This is a genomic window from Flavobacteriaceae bacterium (genome assembly GCA_014075215.1).
In the GTDB taxonomy this organism is placed as follows: Bacteria; Bacteroidota; Bacteroidia; order Flavobacteriales; family Flavobacteriaceae; genus Polaribacter.
The window spans coordinates 3,222,652-3,240,769 of the sequence record CP046177.1; the positions used below are offsets into that span (position 1 = coordinate 3,222,652).

The 18,118-nt window shown below is 34.2% G+C and carries 14 protein-coding genes and 1 pseudogene; 7 read left to right on the plus strand and 8 right to left on the minus strand.

Features of this window, described 5'->3' with window-relative positions; genetic code table 11:
• Nucleotides 1-22: 22 nt before the first annotated feature.
• The 8 genes and pseudogenes from GKR88_16025 to GKR88_16060 form a co-directional block, all read right to left on the minus strand.
• Nucleotides 23-2,521: a hypothetical protein gene (locus GKR88_16025; GenBank protein ID QMU65638.1), complete on the minus strand. Its 2,499-nt coding sequence runs from the start codon at nucleotides 2,519-2,521 to the stop codon at nucleotides 23-25.
• Nucleotides 2,522-3,064: 543 nt separating this feature from the next.
• Nucleotides 3,065-3,538: a hypothetical protein gene (locus tag GKR88_16030; protein QMU65639.1), complete on the minus strand. Its 474-nt coding sequence runs from the start codon at nucleotides 3,536-3,538 to the stop codon at nucleotides 3,065-3,067.
• A 254-nt stretch (nucleotides 3,539-3,792) separates the two neighbouring features.
• Complete coding sequence (locus GKR88_16035; protein QMU65640.1) at nucleotides 3,793-3,936, minus strand: hypothetical protein; 144 nt, start codon at nucleotides 3,934-3,936, stop codon at nucleotides 3,793-3,795.
• Nucleotides 3,937-4,198: 262 nt separating this feature from the next.
• A pseudogene (locus GKR88_16040) lies at nucleotides 4,199-5,363 on the minus strand (IS3 family transposase).
• A 258-nt stretch (nucleotides 5,364-5,621) separates the two neighbouring features.
• The gene (locus tag GKR88_16045; GenBank protein QMU65641.1) at nucleotides 5,622-6,188 is read right to left on the minus strand and encodes an IS3 family transposase; all 567 of its coding nucleotides are present in this window, start codon (nucleotides 6,186-6,188) and stop codon (nucleotides 5,622-5,624) included.
• 11 nt (nucleotides 6,189-6,199) lie between these two features.
• Nucleotides 6,200-6,412: a hypothetical protein gene (locus GKR88_16050; GenBank protein ID QMU66755.1), complete on the minus strand. Its 213-nt coding sequence runs from the start codon at nucleotides 6,410-6,412 to the stop codon at nucleotides 6,200-6,202.
• Nucleotides 6,413-7,162: 750 nt separating this feature from the next.
• Complete coding sequence (locus GKR88_16055) at nucleotides 7,163-8,182, minus strand: RluA family pseudouridine synthase (GenBank protein QMU65642.1); 1,020 nt, start codon at nucleotides 8,180-8,182, stop codon at nucleotides 7,163-7,165.
• 12 nt (nucleotides 8,183-8,194) lie between these two features.
• Nucleotides 8,195-8,746, minus strand: a complete 552-nt coding sequence (locus GKR88_16060; protein QMU66756.1) for a PASTA domain-containing protein — start codon at nucleotides 8,744-8,746, stop codon at nucleotides 8,195-8,197.
• A 361-nt stretch (nucleotides 8,747-9,107) separates the two neighbouring features.
• Between GKR88_16060 and GKR88_16065 the strand changes: the two genes are divergently transcribed.
• Genes GKR88_16065 through GKR88_16095 form a run of 7 tightly spaced genes read left to right on the plus strand, consistent with a single transcriptional unit; the run spans nucleotide 9,108 to nucleotide 18,090 of the window.
• Entirely contained in the window at nucleotides 9,108-10,082 is a 975-nt protein-coding gene (locus GKR88_16065; GenBank protein QMU65643.1) for a D-alanine--D-alanine ligase, read from the plus strand.
• Nucleotides 10,083-10,087: 5 nt separating this feature from the next.
• Nucleotides 10,088-10,561 carry a pantetheine-phosphate adenylyltransferase gene (gene coaD, locus GKR88_16070; protein ID QMU65644.1) on the plus strand — a complete coding sequence of 158 codons (474 nt, stop codon included), beginning with the start codon at nucleotides 10,088-10,090 and terminating at the stop codon, nucleotides 10,559-10,561.
• A complete protein-coding gene (locus tag GKR88_16075; protein ID QMU65645.1) occupies nucleotides 10,545-11,849 on the plus strand; it encodes a GHKL domain-containing protein in 1,305 nt (434 codons plus the stop codon). Before coaD ends, GKR88_16075 begins: the two co-directional genes overlap by 17 nt.
• Nucleotides 11,846-13,594: a hypothetical protein gene (locus GKR88_16080; GenBank protein QMU65646.1), complete on the plus strand. Its 1,749-nt coding sequence runs from the start codon at nucleotides 11,846-11,848 to the stop codon at nucleotides 13,592-13,594. Before GKR88_16075 ends, GKR88_16080 begins: the two co-directional genes overlap by 4 nt.
• A 19-nt stretch (nucleotides 13,595-13,613) precedes the next feature.
• Entirely contained in the window at nucleotides 13,614-15,386 is a 1,773-nt protein-coding gene (locus GKR88_16085) for a T9SS type B sorting domain-containing protein (GenBank protein QMU65647.1), read from the plus strand.
• A 53-nt stretch (nucleotides 15,387-15,439) separates the two neighbouring features.
• Nucleotides 15,440-15,904, plus strand: a complete 465-nt coding sequence (locus tag GKR88_16090; protein QMU65648.1) for a 2Fe-2S iron-sulfur cluster binding domain-containing protein — start codon at nucleotides 15,440-15,442, stop codon at nucleotides 15,902-15,904.
• A complete protein-coding gene (locus GKR88_16095; GenBank protein QMU65649.1) occupies nucleotides 15,901-18,090 on the plus strand; it encodes a molybdopterin-dependent oxidoreductase in 2,190 nt (729 codons plus the stop codon). Before GKR88_16090 ends, GKR88_16095 begins: the two co-directional genes overlap by 4 nt.
• Nucleotides 18,091-18,118 lie beyond the last annotated feature (28 nt).

An 18,118-nucleotide genomic window follows, 5' to 3' on the forward strand; every position in this document is an offset into this window, starting at 1 on the left:
TCTCGTTTAGTGTTAACACGCCCTAATTAAAATTGATTTTAAGTCCTCCCAAATAAGCACCTTCTTCTGAATTGGGCAATAATTCAAAAGGTGTAATGGTATGTTCTATGTCCATATCTTTTACATCTATCTTCAGGTAATAGTTTCCGGGAATTAATCCCAAATAACTAAAATATCCGTCGGATTCAACCTTTGCAGTTGCAATTTTTTTATTTTCCATATTGTATATTGATACTCTTGAAGGTCTTCCTATTTTCTTATCAAAAGATACAACTCCTTCTATTTCACCAACTTCTCTAAATGGTAAGAAAATAGTACTGTAAAGTCCTGCCTGAGGTCTGATACCAATGGTTTTATATACTAATTGGTGATATATATTTTCAACCCTGTCTTGATTTAATTCAACCTCCTGGACTATTCCGGGTGTCATTTTATGAATATAAATGCTTCCGTTTTCTAAAAACTCTCTTTGATTTCCGCCTTCAAAATTTAAACGTACTCCTTTAACCATGGGCTCGTCATTATCTTTAAAACCGTTATTATTTTTATCGAGAAACGGAATTAACAGTGCGCCAGTCCCTCCTACATCTGCATTGCTTTTTAGAGTACTTCGGCCTCCTTTGTTGCCTAAAATATAACTTCCCGATAGTGCATTACTATTTGAAAAACCGCCACTACCATAATTTATATCAGTCTTTACTAAAAATGATGAAAGATCATATCGCAACGAAACAGCTACATTTATATCTCTAAATGCAGCACGGCAACTGGCTGAAATCCTCATAGAAAAATTTGAATTGGGTTTATACTGTATATTTAAAATACTTTGTTTTGATTGTTCGGTTTTAAAATCGTCGAAATATTGAAGGTTAATTTTAACTGCTCTGCCAGCATTGATATCTAGTCCAAATTGAGATCGATTTAATTCTGATACCAAAGCATTATCGGACGATGAACTGTTCATTACATTTGAGTAGCTAAATCTATATTTCGAGATATCCAGTTTTAATCCGACAATTGTAGTATTTCTTAAAATAGCTGTTTTACTTATTTCTTTTTGAAGGTTTAATGACAACACCATTCTTTTAAATAAAGTCATTCTTTTTTGGTAGGCTATAAAAAATTCTTTTCCCCGATTGCTTTGACCGGGAATTACATTATTAGCAAAAAAATCGGTATACTCTCCTCTGAAATTACCATACTTATTAGTGGAAGCCCGAAAGGAAACATTGAACAGGCTACTGTGTTGATATGCTGCATTTACAGAGAGGTTATTTTTAAAAAAGGTTGTATATACTCCCGAATAGGGAATAGTTTTGGGTTTGTAATTTTTAAAATGAGTGATATTCTGAATCCCCATGTAAGTAGTTATATTTCTCGTAATCCCGTAGTTTGCTCTAAAACCACCATTTATATTATTTTCCGAAGCTGTAAAAAAAGATTCGTAAGTAAGTTCGTTTTTATCATTTTGCTGAGGTAGTAACCCCAAGTTATTGTGCTGTTCAACTAAGTTTCCATTCTCATCAATGTATCTTAAACTAATAGAAGATTTGGCATATACCGGTGTGTATTTGAACGAATAATAGCCGTTACCGTCACTATATTGATAATCTACCAACTCCCTACCTGCATATAATTCTATCGGGGTATTAGGACTTATAAATCCGTTAATTTCTTGTTCTCTATATCTTCTTATATACGCATGTTTGTTAGAAAAACGTATTCCGTAGCTTTTACTAACTCTGCCAAAATTAGTAAATCCCAGACCTCCTAATTCGCCTATCTCCAGGTTTTTTATAAATTTGGCGTCATAGCCGTTTTTCCAGTTAAAAAACAGGTTATCTAAAAAATTACTTCCTTCCTCTCCGGGTTGAAAACGATACCCCAGATTCAGACTGCCTCCCAGTACTACATGTTTTGAATTGGCATTAATAAAACTAGTACTTTTTTGGTTTGAAAAATTGTTGAAACCAATAGTATAATCTATGGAATTGAAACGATAAAGAGTTTTGTCTTGAGTATAAACAGTATCCAACTGCAGTATTTTTGCACTCTTATTTTTAATACTGTTTTTTAAGCTTTTTTCCCGTAAAAGCCGAACTTCTTTTGGGCTTTTTTCTTCTGTTGTTAAAATAGCAGAGATATCTTTTCTTAAATATTCGATAATAATTCCAAACTTTTTCAAAAACTCCGGCCTGACGTACTCTTTATCCGGCCGTAAAACAATAAAGTTGTGGGTATCTATTTCAGATTCTACCTTATCAATTACCATACGGTTTTCAGGAAAATCAAATAAATAAGGTTCTTCGAATCTTTTATCATGAACATATAAAATACCATCTCTACGCTCTATTGGAATTTCCAATACATTAATTACTTCATAAAAAGATAAAAATACATCTGAAGTTCCTAATAGTCCTTTTATATAATAAGAGGCATTTTCAAAAGGTATCACCACATTTACATCTATTTCATCCAGAAGAGGAGCAATCTTTTTATCTGCAGTATTTTTTTGTGCCATAAAAAAACCGGAGTGTAGAAAAAATCCAATAAATAAAAAATAAAATTTTAATTTCATATAGTGTTTGCCTATTGCTCCAATTTTTAAAACCTATATTGTTTGTTGATAATTAATTCAGTTATATCATTATCTTCTTTTTAATAAGTCTCTTTTCATAGCATTTCCGATATTGTTTGTTAATGACACAATTCAAAAAATTTAAAAGCTTTATAGTGTAAATATCTGTATATAAATGGATTAATTACCCGCTAGAACATCGAAGCACTATTATCTGTAGACGAAATGAACTTTTCTTACGACAAAGCAGAATTAGAACTGGTATTAAAAGAGTTGAAACCCAGGACTTCCAAACTTCTTAAATAGTATCATAACCCAACACCTCGCCCAAGGGCGAGGTGTTGAGTATCAAAAAACCTATATGATTCTTTTGAGGAAAGCTATTGTATAGCTATTATCTTAGTACTGAGCTGATAATGTTGTAGTACCTGTATATACTCCCGGAGTACTTGGAGATGAATCATCCTGACCTACTACTTTAATGTTTCAACCTAAACTTAACTTTAACTCTCCACTACTATTTAATGAAGTAGTCATCGCTGCTGCTGTTGTAGCACCAAATGAATAGTATTTTGGAACAAACTCAATAGTAGAACCACCTGCATTGGTCAAGTTAGAGCTAGCTGCTGCTGTTAACTGAATTGCAGTACTTGGAGTTCCTTTTATCGTAACGGTACTTACTGTTGGAGAACCTTCGAAATCTGTCTGTGCTCCGTCTGCTGTTGTAGCTGTTGAAGTAGCCGCAGAATACATGCTACCATCTCCTTGTACATGATAGTAACGGTTACCTGTAGCAGGAATGGCTACTTTTTGAAAATCTAGTAAAGTACCGGACACAGTCAATGGAATTACTAATTCTGCTTCCACATTCATGGTTCCGCTTCCAGAAAACACCTGACCAAATGAAGTCATACTTACACATCCAAATACGATGGCTACTAATACATTTAATTTTTTCATGATATATAAAATTTTAAAGTTATGCTGCAAATCTCTGACGATAATCCAAATCAAAAATTCCTTTTTCTGCTAATCAACCTTTTTTATAGATCAATGGAAAAATAAAAACGTTCAAGTGATATATCACTAATCATATCTATAGGTAAATTTTCTCCATAATCAGTTAGAAAGTTGAAAAGTGTAAAGTGTAAAGCTCTACTGAAGCTTTTCAGAGTTTCAACTGCTTTTTTGACATCGAACTCATTTAAACTTTTTCAATTTGCTAAAAAATGGGTGTTTTTAGCTCTGTTTTTATCTTTTTTTCCTTCCGTAGTGCTGCTATGCAACTCAAAAAAGCTTTCAACATATCTAAAAACTTCTAATGTTCGCTTACATCCAAAAAGTTTAAATGAGTTCATCAATTATGTTTTTTTATAGCAAGTAAGAAAGCAAAAAAGATTTCTTGACTCTGGAACCAAGAACCATGACTGTTTTGGTTCTCAATTCTGGTAGTGTAAGCGCTCTTGCTTTAAAATGTATCCGCAAACCTTAATTTATGTCAAGTTACGTTGATTTAGCCATATGAACTTGCAACAAAAAAGAGGACAATTATTTAAGAGACTATGCTGCTAACTTTTGGTTATACATTGGTGGATATGCAACAAAAAATGGTACAAAAAGTTAAGCTACATTTTTGATTTGATATAATTTTTCAAATTCGATGATATTTTTGTAACCAAGAGCAGAATGTCTTCTGTATCTGTTGTACCAAGTTTCTATGTATTCAAAGACTTTAATTTGAAGACTTTTGTTGGATATAAACTTATTGTCTATCATTAGTTCTGTTTTGATTGTTTTAAAAAAAGATTCAGCTACTGCATTATCCCAACAGTTTCCTTTTCTACTCATACTGGGTGTTACATGATAACTTTTAAGGATATTAACAAACGCATGAGATGCGTATTGTACACCTCGATCAGAATGAAAAATCATACCTTCACAAGGCATTCTGTTGTTTACAGCCATTCTCCATGCAGCAATGATAGTTTGTCTTGCTTTGAGTCCATTGCTCAAAGACCAACCAATGACTTTACGATCAAACAGGTCAATAATTACCGTTAAGTACAGCCATCCTTGTGCAGTCTTTAAATAGGTAATATCAGAAACCCATTTCTGTGCAGCAGCGGTAGCTTTAAAATCTCTATCCAATACATTATCAGCTACTGGATATTGATGCTTAGAATCTGTCGTGACAACAAATTTCTTTTTACGAACTGCTTTAATCCCGTGTTTTTTCATCAATCGTGCTACCCTAGACCTAGATACTTTAAACCCTTTAGCTTTGAGTTCCTCTGTAATTCTAGGACTTCCATAAGTAGATTTACTTCGCTCACAGATACGGTGAATCTCAGAGAGTAGCATACGATTTTTTCCATCTCTATCTGATGGAACATAATTCTTACTCCTGTAATAACTGTTTCTACTAATTTTAAAAATTTTACACATCTTCCCAACCGGATATTCTCTACTGTAATCTTTGATAAATTTCAATACTTCCGATCGCTCTTGGAGAAGATGCTCACGGCCTTTTTTAAGATATCCCGCTCCATGGTAACATCCTTGAGCTGTTTACGTAATCGCTCTAACTCTTTCTGATCTTCTGTGAGTTGTTGACGCCATTACCGCTAAAAGCTAAATCAGGACGCTGTTCTAATTCTCTACGCCATCTGTAAATAAGATCTGCACTGATTCCCAATTCCATGGCAATCTGCTTTGTGTTACCTCGTACATTGCTTAATTCTACTGCTTTAATTTTAAACTCTTTACTGTATTTTCTTCGTTTCATATGGTTAAGTTATTTTAGATAAAATTAGCTTAACTCTTTGTCACTCTAAATGTAGCAAGTCCAAAGTTTCTATCCATTCAAAAATGGAGAGTTCTGTTTGAGATTTTGTTGATAATTGTGCTTGTATACCCATTCTACTTTTAAAGACTTAAAGAAAGATTCTGTTCCTGCATTATCCCGGCAATTTCCTTTTCTGCTCATAGATTGCTGAACTCATCCATTATAGTTTTTTAGAATATTTCTAAAACATTCACTGGGTTACTGACTACCTCTGTCAAAGTGAAATATGAGTTTTTTAGTTATAGGATTATTGGCTACAGCCATATTCCAAGCTTTTACAAAGGTGTCTTCTTTGATTACGTTATCGCTTAAAGACCATCCTACTATTTTACGACGGTATAAATCAATAATAACGGTTAAGTACAACCAGCCCTGTTTGGTATGGATATAAGTAATATCACTTACCCATACTTGATTTTTGCGTTTAACTTTAAAATTTTGATTTAGTAAATTAGGCGATATGAGGTAATTGTGTTTTGAATCTGAGGTAGCCTTAAATTTACGTGTCCTTACAGCATGCAAATGATTTGCTTTCATAATATGGGCTACAGGTGGTTTTGATACGTTATAGTCTAAAGCTTCTAATTCTGTTTTTATTCTTGGAGACCGATAACTGTGATGACTCATTTCAAATATAGCATGTATTTCGATGGACAGCTTTTGGTTCTCTAACCATAATTTACTAGTACCTGAGCTTAACCAATTATAATAACCGCTTTTACTTACACCTAAGATTTGACACATCTTTTCAACAGGAAATTTCATTTTATGCTTTTTTATAAATCTAAATTTTTCCTGTCGCTCGTTGAAAAGATGCTGATCGCCTTTTTTAGAATATCACACTCTAATTCCATATCTGGTAATTGTTTCTTTAAACGAGCTATTTCTTTTTCCTCGTCTGTTTGCTTGGGATTACCCTTTCCCGGAAAACTATTTTTGCCATACTTTTTTTCTTCTCTACGCCAACGAAATAGAACCGAATAAGGAATATCTAATTCCTGGCAAACCTGTTTTACATTGCCGCGGGCATAACTGTAATTCTACAGCTTTTTGTTTAAATGTGGGACTGTAATTACGTTTTTGTTTTTTCATAATTCAAAGTTAATTACGTTAACTCTAAATCTCGCTCCTTTATGTCCAGGCTAATGTAGTAAGTTCACATATTCAAAAAACTAAAAAAATATACTCAAAAATCGATTATATTATAAATGAGACCTTTGCAAAATTGATTTGGCAAAAAAGTTCAACGCTCGAAGAAAATTTTGAATCGGAATAACCTGTTGGTTTTGAGAATTTAAAATTTTCGAGAAGGAAGAAATTTGAAGCCAAATCAATTTCAATACGGAATATACCACTATTTTGCAAAGGTCTCAAATTATGATTTTTTCAAAGGGATTTATTTTTTCTTTTGACTACACGCTGTACGATTATAAAAACAAAGCATTAAATCAAAGAAATAGATTTGATATAGCTAGGCTTCACATTTTCATACCGAAAGGAAAATAGTGCATGGACGTATAAAGTTTTCTCAAACAATCTTTTCAATACCGGTTTTAAAAGGAATAGCTCTTTTTCTGAATATTTAATATCAGATACAAAAACTTTCATATTACTTAGAGTCCTAATGTTAGGAATTAGCTATAATTTGTAATTATCCAAGACAATAATTTTTCTTTTTATATATAAGAGCGAATATAAATAAGGTACATCAGGGTACTGTTAATCCTTGCATAGGATAATTATTCTTTAAAATGTTCTGCATACATACGCCATTTCTCCAAACAGGTTTTCATATCTTCGGGAATTTCAGAATCAAATTGTAAGAATTTTCCGGTAATAGGATGTGTAAATCCCAGTGTTTTTGCATGCAATGCCTGTCTGGGCAACACGTGAAAACAGTTTTCTACAAATTGTTTGTATTTGGTAAATGTAGTTCCTTTTAATATTTGATCTCCACCATAACGCTCGTCGTTGAAAAGCGGATGCCCGATATGTTTAAAATGAGCGCGGATTTGATGTGTTCTTCCGGTTTCCAATTTGCACTCAATGAACGTTACATAAGTCAACCGCTCTATAACTTTAAAATGTGTAACGGCGGGTTTTCCATACTCGCCGTCAGGAAATACATCCATTTGTAGCCGATTCTTAGGATTACGTCCGATATGGCCTTTAATGGTACCTTTATCTTCTTTAATATTACCCCAAACTAAGGTATAGTATAAACGCTCGGTAGTCCTGTAAAAAAACTGTTTAGCTAAATGTGCCATAGCAGCATCTGTTTTGGCAACTACTAACAGACCACTTGTGTCTTTATCAAGGCGATGTACCAAACCCGGGTAATGATTGCCGTTAACAGGTAAATTTTCTATATGATTCATAAGACCATTTACCAAGGTTCCCGAATAATTTCCGTGACCGGGATGTACCACCATTCCTGGCGGCTTATTTACAACAATTAGAGATGCATCTTCAAAAACAATATCCAGAGGGATATCTTCCGCGACCAGTAAATTCTCATGAGGGGGATAGAAAAAAACCACACGGACAATATCATTGGGTTTTACTTTATAATTGGATTTTACGGAAACTTCATTTACCAGAATATTACCGGCTTTTGCAGCGAGTTGAATTTTATTTCGGGTGGCATTTTCTATAAAATTTATTAAAAATTTATCAACTCGCAATGGTGCTTGTCCTTCACGAGCTGTAAAGCAATAATGTTCGTATGCTTTTTCGTTGTCTAATTTCTCTTCATTCACTTTAAAATAGTGCTATCTTTTTCCGTCGCCTAAAACTAAATCTATAGTTGAGTTTTTAGGTAATTTTACTCCCGGATTTAATTTTTGACCATTATACCTTAGGCCACGAACTACATCTTTTCCAATATCATGAACAAAATAAAATTCCCCTATGTTGAAACCAATAGATTGTAGCTGTGTCATTGCCTGTCTTTTGGTACGTCCGTTTAGATCGGGAATCATAATATCTCTGTATTTGGAAGGATTTATGACCAAATAAATTTTACGTTTTTCTTTTACAAAATCACCTGCTTCGGGCAATTGTTCCATAACAGATTTAGCAGGATAATTCGGATTATATCTGCTGGAGTCCTGAATGATATAGCCCAGATTCAATCCTCTTAAAGTTACCTGCACTTCTGCTAAAGAAGACCTGTTTAAATCCGGAACTTCTATTTTTTGATCGTGATTTGTCGTATAATTCAACCATCGTTGTAGCATAAAAATAAATAATATAAAGCACCCGATAGCAATGCCTATTTGTATAAAAAAAGATTTACTTTTTAAAAATACAGTCAAATTCATATCATAGGTATATATAGAGACCTTTGCAAAATAGTGATATATTCCGTATTGAAATTGATTTGACTTCAAATTTCTTCCTTCTCGAAAATTTTAAACCCTCAAAACCAATGGGTTATTCCGGTTGAAAATTTTCTTCGGGCGTCGAACTTTTTTGTCAAATCAATTCAAAGGTCTCATATATTGAACTTGTTTAAACTTTTTGAGTTTGCTAAAAACTTCTAATTTTCGCCTAAACCCCAAAAGTCTAAATGAGTTCATTGAGAATGTAGCAAATGTACAGCAAAAATAGGAGATATTAATTTTTGATTCTGTACAAATTCAGAAGATTTTTTTAATTAAGTTTGTATAAATCTCTGTCTTTATGAGCAAAAAGAATATTGCTATCGTTATGGGAGGATACTCCTCCGAAAGTAGCATATCCGTTAAAAGTGGTATGGTTGTCTATAATTACCTGGATAAAAATAAATACAATCTTTATAGTGTTCTGATTTTAAAAGCAGGGTGGTTTGTAGAAACAGAAACAAAAAAATACTCAATAGATAAGAATGATTTTTCGGTAGTTATTGATAGAGAAAAGATTATTTTTGATTGTGTTTTTAATGCCATTCACGGAAGCCCGGGCGAAAATGGACTATTATCGGCATATTTTAATCTAATAGGGATGAGACATACATCGGCTCCTTTTTATCAAATGGCGTTGACTTTCAACAAAAGAGATTGTCTGAGTATAGTTAGTGCATATGGCATCCCTACTGCGGTTTCTTATTACTTAAATAAAGGAGATGAGATACAGGTTGATAAAATTATCGAAAAAGTGGGTTTCCCTTGTTTTGTAAAACCCAATCATGCAGGTTCAAGTTTTGGCATCTCTAAGGTATATAAAAAAGAAGAATTGATTTATGCTATAGAAAAGGCATATCAAGAAGATTCCGAAATTTTAATCGAATCTTTCTTAAACGGAACAGAGGTATCAGTTGGAGTGATTTCTTATAAAGAAGAAACTATCGTATTGCCTATTACCGAAATTGTGCCTGAAAATGATTTTTTTGATTATGAGGCAAAATATGAAGGAAAATCACAAGAGATTACCCCGGCCGGAATAACTGAAGATACCAAGAAGAAAGTAGAAGCAGTAGCTAAAAAAGCCTATCATATTCTAAACATGAGCGGATTTACACGATCCGAATATATTTTAGTAAACGGTATGCCGCATTTTATAGAAATGAATACCGTTCCCGGTTTTACTGAAGAAAGCATTTTGCCACAGCAAGCAAAAGAAGCAGGTATTAGTTTAACCGAACTGTTTGATAATGCCATTAAAATGGCACTAAATTAACTTATATGAAAAAAGCAGTTTTCCCCGGTTCATTTGATCCGATTACTTCCGGACATGTGGATATCATAAAAAAGGCTGTTTCGTTATTTGATAAGATTGTGATTGCCGTTGGAATCAATTCTGAAAAAAAATATATGTTCTCTACAGATCAACGAATAAAACTTATTGAGGATACTTTTTCTGCCGAGAAAAAAATAGTTGTAGATACATACAGGGGACTAACAGTTGATTATTGTAAATCTATCAGTGCGCAATTTATCGTTCGCGGATTAAGGAATCCTGCTGACTTTGAATTTGAAAAGGCAATTGCGCAAAGCAATAGAAAACTTTCGGGTATAGAAACCGTATTTTTACTGACCAGCGCAGAAACCTCATTTATTAGCTCGTCTATTGTAAGAGATATTATACGTAATGGAGGTAATGTTGCTTCTTTTGTTCCAAGCTCTGTAACTAACCTAACACATGTTAAAAAAATATAATAGTGTAATGCTTATCAATAGAATAAAAGAACCTGCTAAACTAGAACCTTATCTTATTAAAAACTATGCACAAATCTCTTTACTAGTTGCAGTAGGATCATGTGTTTATGGGATGATTATCCATTATTATAACGCAAACGCTGTTGAACCAAAATTCAGTAGAGAAATTTTTTCATTGATTTTCCTAATATTAGCAGCACTTTATTTAACTAAAATAGAGAAAGTGCTAAAATACTATGAGCATTTTTTCTTTGGATTAATTTTCTTATTTATCCACTACCTTATCTATATAAGTTATCTTAATAATTTTACCGTAGATTATTTATTAGGCACATATATAACCATATTTGGTTCTCTTTTGATGCTTAATTCCAGAATGTTGATAATTATTTTTATTAGTTTGGAGTTTATCCATATTGTAGAAAAAGTATTCAGGTCAAATATGGATATAATATCTACAAGTGCAGTTATTACCTCTATGGGAACTATCTTGCTATTTTCTTTCTTTATGCTAACCGCAAACTTAAGACAAAAGAAAAAGCTTAAAGATGTAAATAATGAATTGGAAGAAAAAGTAAGCTTGAGGACTAAAGATTTGGAAAAAAGAGCTAATGAACTCCATGAAAAGAACGAAGATTTACGGGATTTTGTTTATGTAATTTCACATGATTTAAAACAGCCTCTAAAAAATATTGTTACGCTTTCCGACTGGTTAATTGAAGAAAATACGGGAACTATAAATGACAAATTAAAGTTAATAAAAACACAAGTATCTCAAATGTATCTACTCATAGAAGGAATCCTGGATTATTCTTTACAAAACAAAGTATACGGAAAAATTACTATGGTAGATATAAACAAGTTGGTCAAAGAATTAATTACATTAAATACGGCTAATTGTGTCATTACCATAAAGAATAAACTCCCTAAAATTCCTTTTAATAATTCTCAGATGATACAAGTATTTCAAAATTTGATACAAAATGCTATAAAATATAATGATAAGAAAGATATACGCATCGCTATAGATTATCAGGAGCAAGAAGAAAATCATCTATTCTCGGTAGCTGATAACGGGATAGGGATTGAGAAAAAATACTATAACAAAATATTCGGATTATTTGAAAGGCTGGAAGTAAATTTTGACGAAAATTCTACAGGTATCGGATTGGCATTGGTAAAAAAAATAATTACCAAAAACAATGGAAATATTTGGGTGGAAAGTGAATTGAAAGTAGGAACTACTTTTTTCTTTACTCTATCTAAAAATAATAATGTGAACGTGTGAAAAAAATAACTTTTTTTCTAATTCTTCTGAATCTCCTCTCCTGCGAGGAACCAAAGAAGGAAGAACAACATCATTTGATAACACCATTTGAAAAATCCAGCGGAACTGAAACCTCTGAATATAAAGACGTTATTTTATATTATACAAAGTTAGCCGATACGTATCGTGAAATTTCTTTATTTGAGATAGGGCAAACAGATTCAGGAAAACCGCTGCATTTAGCGGTTTTTAATGCCGATGGCAAAATCAATTTAGGTGATTTTAAATCAACACAAAAAAATAAGTTATTAATAAATAATGGAATTCATCCGGGAGAGCCGGACGGTATAGATGCTTCTATGCTGATGCTGAGAGATATAGTACAAAATGATGTGCTGCAAAAGAAATATCAAAATACATTAATAGCGGTTATTCCGGTTTATAATATAGGAGGTGCTTTAAACAGAAATTCATATACAAGAGCAAATCAAAATGGCCCAAAAGCATATGGTTTTAGAGGCAATGCAAGAAACTTTGATTTGAATAGAGATTTCATCAAACAAGATACAAAAAACGCTGCTGCATTCGCAACTATTTTTCATACGATAAACCCGGATGTATTTATTGATAATCACGTAAGTAATGGCGCAGATTACCAATATGCGATAAGCCATTTATTTACACAGCATAACAAGTTAGGAGGGAATTTGGGAGTGTTTTTGGAAACACAAATGCGGCCTGCCATGGAAGTGTCATTGGCTAAAAAAGGCATTTTAATTACACCCTATGTAAACGTATGGGGCAGTACCCCTGAAAAAGGATTTTCGCAATTTTTCGACTCTCCAAGATATTCAACAGGATATACGGCATTGTTTAACACCTTAGGACTGATGGTAGAAACCCATATGCTAAAGCCTTATAAAATAAGAGTGGCACAAACGTATGAACTAATGCTTTCCGTATTGAACTTTACAGAAGAAAATTCAACAGCAATTAAAGAATTGAGAAGTAAAGCTACCCAAGAGATTTTAGCTAAAGAAACTTATCCGATTACCTACCAAACCGATAAAGAAAGCCCAACAATATTACAATTTAAAGGATATGAAGGTTCCTATATAAATAGCGATGTAACTACTGGAAAACGATTGTTTTACGATAGGACCAAACCGTATACAAAACAGGTAAGCTACTATAACAACTTTACAGTTACTAAAGAAATACGCATTCCAAAAGGATATATATTGCGACAAAGCTGGCATAGGATTATAAGTCGATTGGAAAATAATCAGATAACGTATACTCGTTTTAAAAAAGATACGATTGTAGAAGTTGAAGTACAACATATAGCAGACTACAAAACCCGAACTAAGACATACGAAGGACATTATTTACATTACGATACTTCCGTAAGTACATCGAATCAAAAGATACATTTTACAAAAGGAGATATCTACATTTCCACAAATCAAAAAGGAATCAGGTATCTTCTGGAAACTCTGGAAGCCTCAGCAACAGATTCTTTTTTTAACTGGAATTTTTTCGACACTGTTTTACAGCAAAAAGAAGGATATTCTTCTTATGTTTTTGAAGAGATTGCAGCGCAATTTTTAAAGGGGCACCCGAAAATAAAAAAACGTTTTGACAACAAGATAAAAACAGATATAAATTTTGCCGGAGACCCAAAAGCTCAGCTCAATTTTATTTACAAAAAAAGTCCGTATTATGAAAAAGCTCATTTAATGTTGCCGGTTTTTAAAGTGTATTAGCTATTTAAAAAATGGTACAATGAGAGTATTTTTTTTCTTACTAACGTTTTTGTGCTTCCTGAAAACAAATGCTCAGGATGTACAATTATTTAAGCAGTTTGGAGGTCGTATAGATTTTACCATGATAGGCAACACATTGAATACACAGGAAAACGGATTCTTTGCTCCATGTATTATCAATACACAATCCGATGCCACATTAGCATTGCAACCGAATGATACTATCAGAGCAGCTTATTTGTATTGGGCAGGTTCAGGTTCGGGCGACTTTCAGGTAAAGCTGAATGACAGTATTATTGACGCAACAAAAATCTTCAGAGATACATTAGAAACGTGGAATTTGGAATTTTTTTCTGCTTTTGCGGATGTAACCGAACAGATAAAAGCCGAGAGAAACACTACTTATACACTGTCGGAATTGGATTTAACTTCTGTAATTGCTAATTACTGTTTTAACTCAACAAACTTTGGAGGGTGGGCAATTGTAATTATTTACGAAGAAGATAGCCTTTCTTTGAACCAAATAAATGTATATGACGGATTACAGCACGTACCATCTGCGTTGTCAATTCAATTAGATAATTTGAATGTAATTGATAATGATGGTGCAAGAATCGGATTTGTCGCCTGGGAAGGAGATGCGGGTCTCAGCGTAAATGAATCTCTGTTAGTCAATGGAAACCTTATCTCCAATCCTCCGTTAAATCCGGTAACCAACGCTTTTAACGGAACCAATAGCTTTACAAATCAGAGTAATTTGTTTAATATGGATATTGACTTTTATAATATTCAGAATAATATTGCTATTGGAGATAATTCGGCAACAGTAAGCCTCACGTCCGGGCAAGATTTTGTAATGATTAATACCATCATCACAAAACTAAACAGTCAATTACCGGATGCAACGGTAGACATTAATAATGTGGCGGTTACTAACTGCAACGAACGAATGGTTACGGTTGATTTTACGGTACATAACCGAAATAGTACGGCTGCTTTACCTCCCGGGACTGAAATTTCAGTCTATATAAATGATACACTTGCGGAAATCTTAGCTACCCAAAATGAAATACTCATTAATGGCTCGGAAAATAATACACTGATACTGACAATTCCGGAAAATGTACTACCGGATTTTGAGATTAGGATGGTGGTTGATGAACAAGACCTGATTTTAGAACTTGATGAAGACAACAATTCGGATATTTTTAATATCAATTACCCTCCCGCTCCGGATATAGTAGAACTCGAATTACTAACCGTCTGCAATAAAGGTTTTGAGACAGGTGATTTTGACTTGACTGCAATTACAAATTTTTTAAATCAGAATTATCCGAGTAATACCGTATTTAAGTGGTATCCTACAGAAGAAGATTTGATAAATGATACTAATGAAATTAATGCATCATTTATCTACAATAACACTGCTAATCCGCAAAGATTGTTTATAAAAACAGAAAATGGCACTACCGGATGCTTTAGCACCAATACCATACTGTTACAGATAGAAAATTGCCCACCTATGGTATATAATCTTTTTTCACCTAACGGAGATGGTATCAACGAAGAATTTACCATAGAAGGACTTAAAAATATTTTTACCCGATATCAATTATTAATTTATAACAGATATGGGTCGTTGGTATATAAAGGGAATAACAATACACCAAATTGGAAAGGAACCCATTTGAATACAGGTAAAGAACTCCCGGTAGGGACTTATTTTTATACACTCAACTTAAATGATAGCACATATAAACCAATTACCGGTTGGGTGTATTTGAATAGGTAAAAAGAATCCTTTGTATGGTTTTAATAACTTTAAGCATCTAAAATTATTTTTTTATGCAAACACTTTTAATTAATGGAAAATCGTATGAAGTAGATGTTCCGAGTACTCATATGCCCCTGTTATGGGCTCTTAGGGATTTAGTAGGGCTTACCGGAACTAAATTTGGTTGTGGAGTTGCACAGTGCGGTGCTTGTTCGGTTATGGTAGATGGCATATTGGTAAAGTCCTGTAGTATGCCTTTGAGTTTTGCCATAGGAAAAGAAGTCATGACGATTGAGCATACAACGCCTACGATGGCTCTTGTACGTCAGGCGTGGAAAGAGCTAAATGTACCACAATGTGGTTACTGCCAGCCCGGGCAAATTATGGCAGCTACTGCATTATTGGATGCAAACGAAAGTCCTTCAGATGAGGATATTGATGTAGTTATGAGTGGGAACATTTGTAGATGTGGAACGTATATACGTATCAAAAAAGCAATTCATGAAGCAGTAAAACTCAGAAAGCAAACACAATGAAAAGAGCTATCAGCAGGAGAAATTTTATTAAAATGTTTGGGTTGGCATCGGGAGGTATATGGCTAGGCTGTAATTTTTCCGAAGGAACTGTAATAAATGTCTTAGAAGATGGTGTTTCTTTTGTGCCTAATCTGTTTGTACAACTTCAAAAAGACGGAACGTTGACAATAGTGGTTACCCGTTCTGAAATGGGACAGGGGATCAGGACCTCTATGGCATCTGCCATTGCAGATGAACTGGAAGCGGATTGGAAATATGTGTCAATTAAACAAGCAACAGGCGATGCAAAATTTGGAGACCAAAATACGGATGGTTCCCGAAGTATAAGAACACTGCTGACTCCCATGCGAAAAATGGGAGCAATGGCTAAAGAAATGCTCCTTTCAGCCGCAGCAAAAAAATGGAAGATAGCAACTGCGGATTGTAAAGCCGAAAATCATTTTGTAATAAATAAAGTTACCCATGAGAAGCTATTTTATGGTGATCTGGTGGAAGCTGCCAGAGATATCGAAGTCAATGTTGAAAATGTCAAGTTAAAAGATAAAAAGGATTTCAAATATATAGGAAAAGCGTTGAAAAGCTTTGATATTGATGATTTCATTCGTGGAAAAGCTGTTTATGGAATGGATATCCGGTTACCCGGCATGAAATATGCAGCTATTGCACGCTGCCCTGTTACTTTTGGAACCGTAAAAACCTTTGACGAAAAAGATGCCCTGGCAATTAAAGGAGTAGAAGATGTAGTAGTACTGGAAAAAAGCAGTGGCCCATTTGGCGTTTTAGGAGGAGTTGCCGTAGTGGCCTCCAATACCTGGTCTGCTTTTCAAGGAAAAAACAATATAAAGGTGGAGTGGAATTTAGGAAAAAACAGCTCCTATGATACTACAAGATTCAGGAAAAAGATAATCGAGAGAGTTCATCGTCCGGCAAAAGTAACCCCCGGCTCAACAGGTAACGTATTCAACGCTTTTTCCGATGCCGAAAATGTAATAGAAGCTACCTATGTAATACCTCATTTGGTACATACTCCTATGGAAGTCCCAAATGCGACAGCTCATGTAAAAGACGGGACATGTGAAGTTTGGGCACCTACTCAAGACCCGCAAACTGCCAGAACGGAAATAGCTGCTAATTTGGGAATCGATAAAAAAGATGTTACGGTTAATGTTACTTTTCTGGGAGGCGGATTCGGAAGAAAATCGAAACCGGATTATGTGGTGGAGGCAGCCATTTTATCGCAAAAAACAAATACTCCGATCCAGGTAATCTGGTCTAGAGAAGACGATATAAAGCACAGTTATTATCACGCCATAAGTGCACAATATCTAAAAGGTTCCATTGATAAGAACGGAAACGTTTCCGGGTGGTTACACAGAACTGCTTTTCCGTCTATTGTCTCTACATTTAAACCATTGTCTGATTATGCGTCCGGTTTTGAATTGGCCCAAGGATTTAACAACAACCCTTTTCAAATTCCTAACGTACGGCTGGAAAATGCAAAAGCAGAAGCACATGTCCGGATAGGGTGGATGCGCTCTGTGTGTAATATTCATCATAGTTTTGGTGTAAACTCTTTTGCCGATGAATTGGCTGTAGCAGCAAAAAAAGACCCGATGCAATTCAAACTTGATTTGATTGGAAAAAACAGAATTATAAAAGGCAGGAGTCAGTATCCGTTTAATTCGGCCCGGTTAAAAAATGTGATCAACGAAGTAAAAAGAATGTCGAACTGGAGCAAAGCATTACCGGAAAACTATGGAATGGGGGTAGCATTTCATTATAGTTTTTACAGCTATGTGGCTACTGTTGCAGAAGTGTCAGTTATTCATAATAAATTAAAAATTCATCATATATATTCGGTGCTGGACTGTGGGTTGTACGTAAATAAAGATTCAGTAATAAATCAAATGGAAGGTGCTGCCGTATTTGGAATGTCTATCGTTATGTACGGAAAAATCACTGCAAAAGATGGTGCGATTGAACAAAACAATTTCTTCGATTATCAAATGGCACGGATGGAAGATGTTCCTAAAATGGAAATTGTCATTATCGGAAATGATGAAACACCCACCGGAGTGGGAGAGCCCGGCGTACCGCCTATTGCTCCGGCAATAACCAATGCCATTTTTGCCGCAACGGGAAAACGTATCAGAAGCTTACCTCTGTCAGATCATGGGCTGGTTTAATCCGTATTCTGAAAAGGTTTTTATAAAT

Bases quoted from the DNA above. Each gene is read 5' to 3' on its own strand.
- GKR88_16035 (QMU65640.1), bottom strand. From the start codon at position 3,936: ATGAACTCATTTAAACTTTTTGGATGTAAGCGAACATTAGAAGTTTTT.
- GKR88_16030 (QMU65639.1), bottom strand. From the start codon at position 3,538: ATGAAAAAATTAAATGTATTAGTAGCCATCGTATTTGGATGTGTAAGT.
- GKR88_16025 (QMU65638.1), bottom strand. From the start codon at position 2,521: ATGGCACAAAAAAATACTGCAGATAAAAAGATTGCTCCTCTTCTGGAT.
- GKR88_16090 (QMU65648.1), top strand. From the start codon at position 15,440: ATGCAAACACTTTTAATTAATGGAAAATCGTATGAAGTAGATGTTCCG.
- GKR88_16075 (QMU65645.1), top strand. From the start codon at position 10,545: ATGTTAAAAAAATATAATAGTGTAATGCTTATCAATAGAATAAAAGAA.
- GKR88_16065 (QMU65643.1), top strand. From the start codon at position 9,108: ATGAGCAAAAAGAATATTGCTATCGTTATGGGAGGATACTCCTCCGAA.
- GKR88_16060 (QMU66756.1), bottom strand. From the start codon at position 8,746: ATGAATTTGACTGTATTTTTAAAAAGTAAATCTTTTTTTATACAAATA.
- coaD (QMU65644.1), top strand. From the start codon at position 10,088: ATGAAAAAAGCAGTTTTCCCCGGTTCATTTGATCCGATTACTTCCGGA.
- GKR88_16045 (QMU65641.1), bottom strand. From the start codon at position 6,188: ATGAAATTTCCTGTTGAAAAGATGTGTCAAATCTTAGGTGTAAGTAAA.
- GKR88_16095 (QMU65649.1), top strand. From the start codon at position 15,901: ATGAAAAGAGCTATCAGCAGGAGAAATTTTATTAAAATGTTTGGGTTG.
- GKR88_16085 (QMU65647.1), top strand. From the start codon at position 13,614: ATGAGAGTATTTTTTTTCTTACTAACGTTTTTGTGCTTCCTGAAAACA.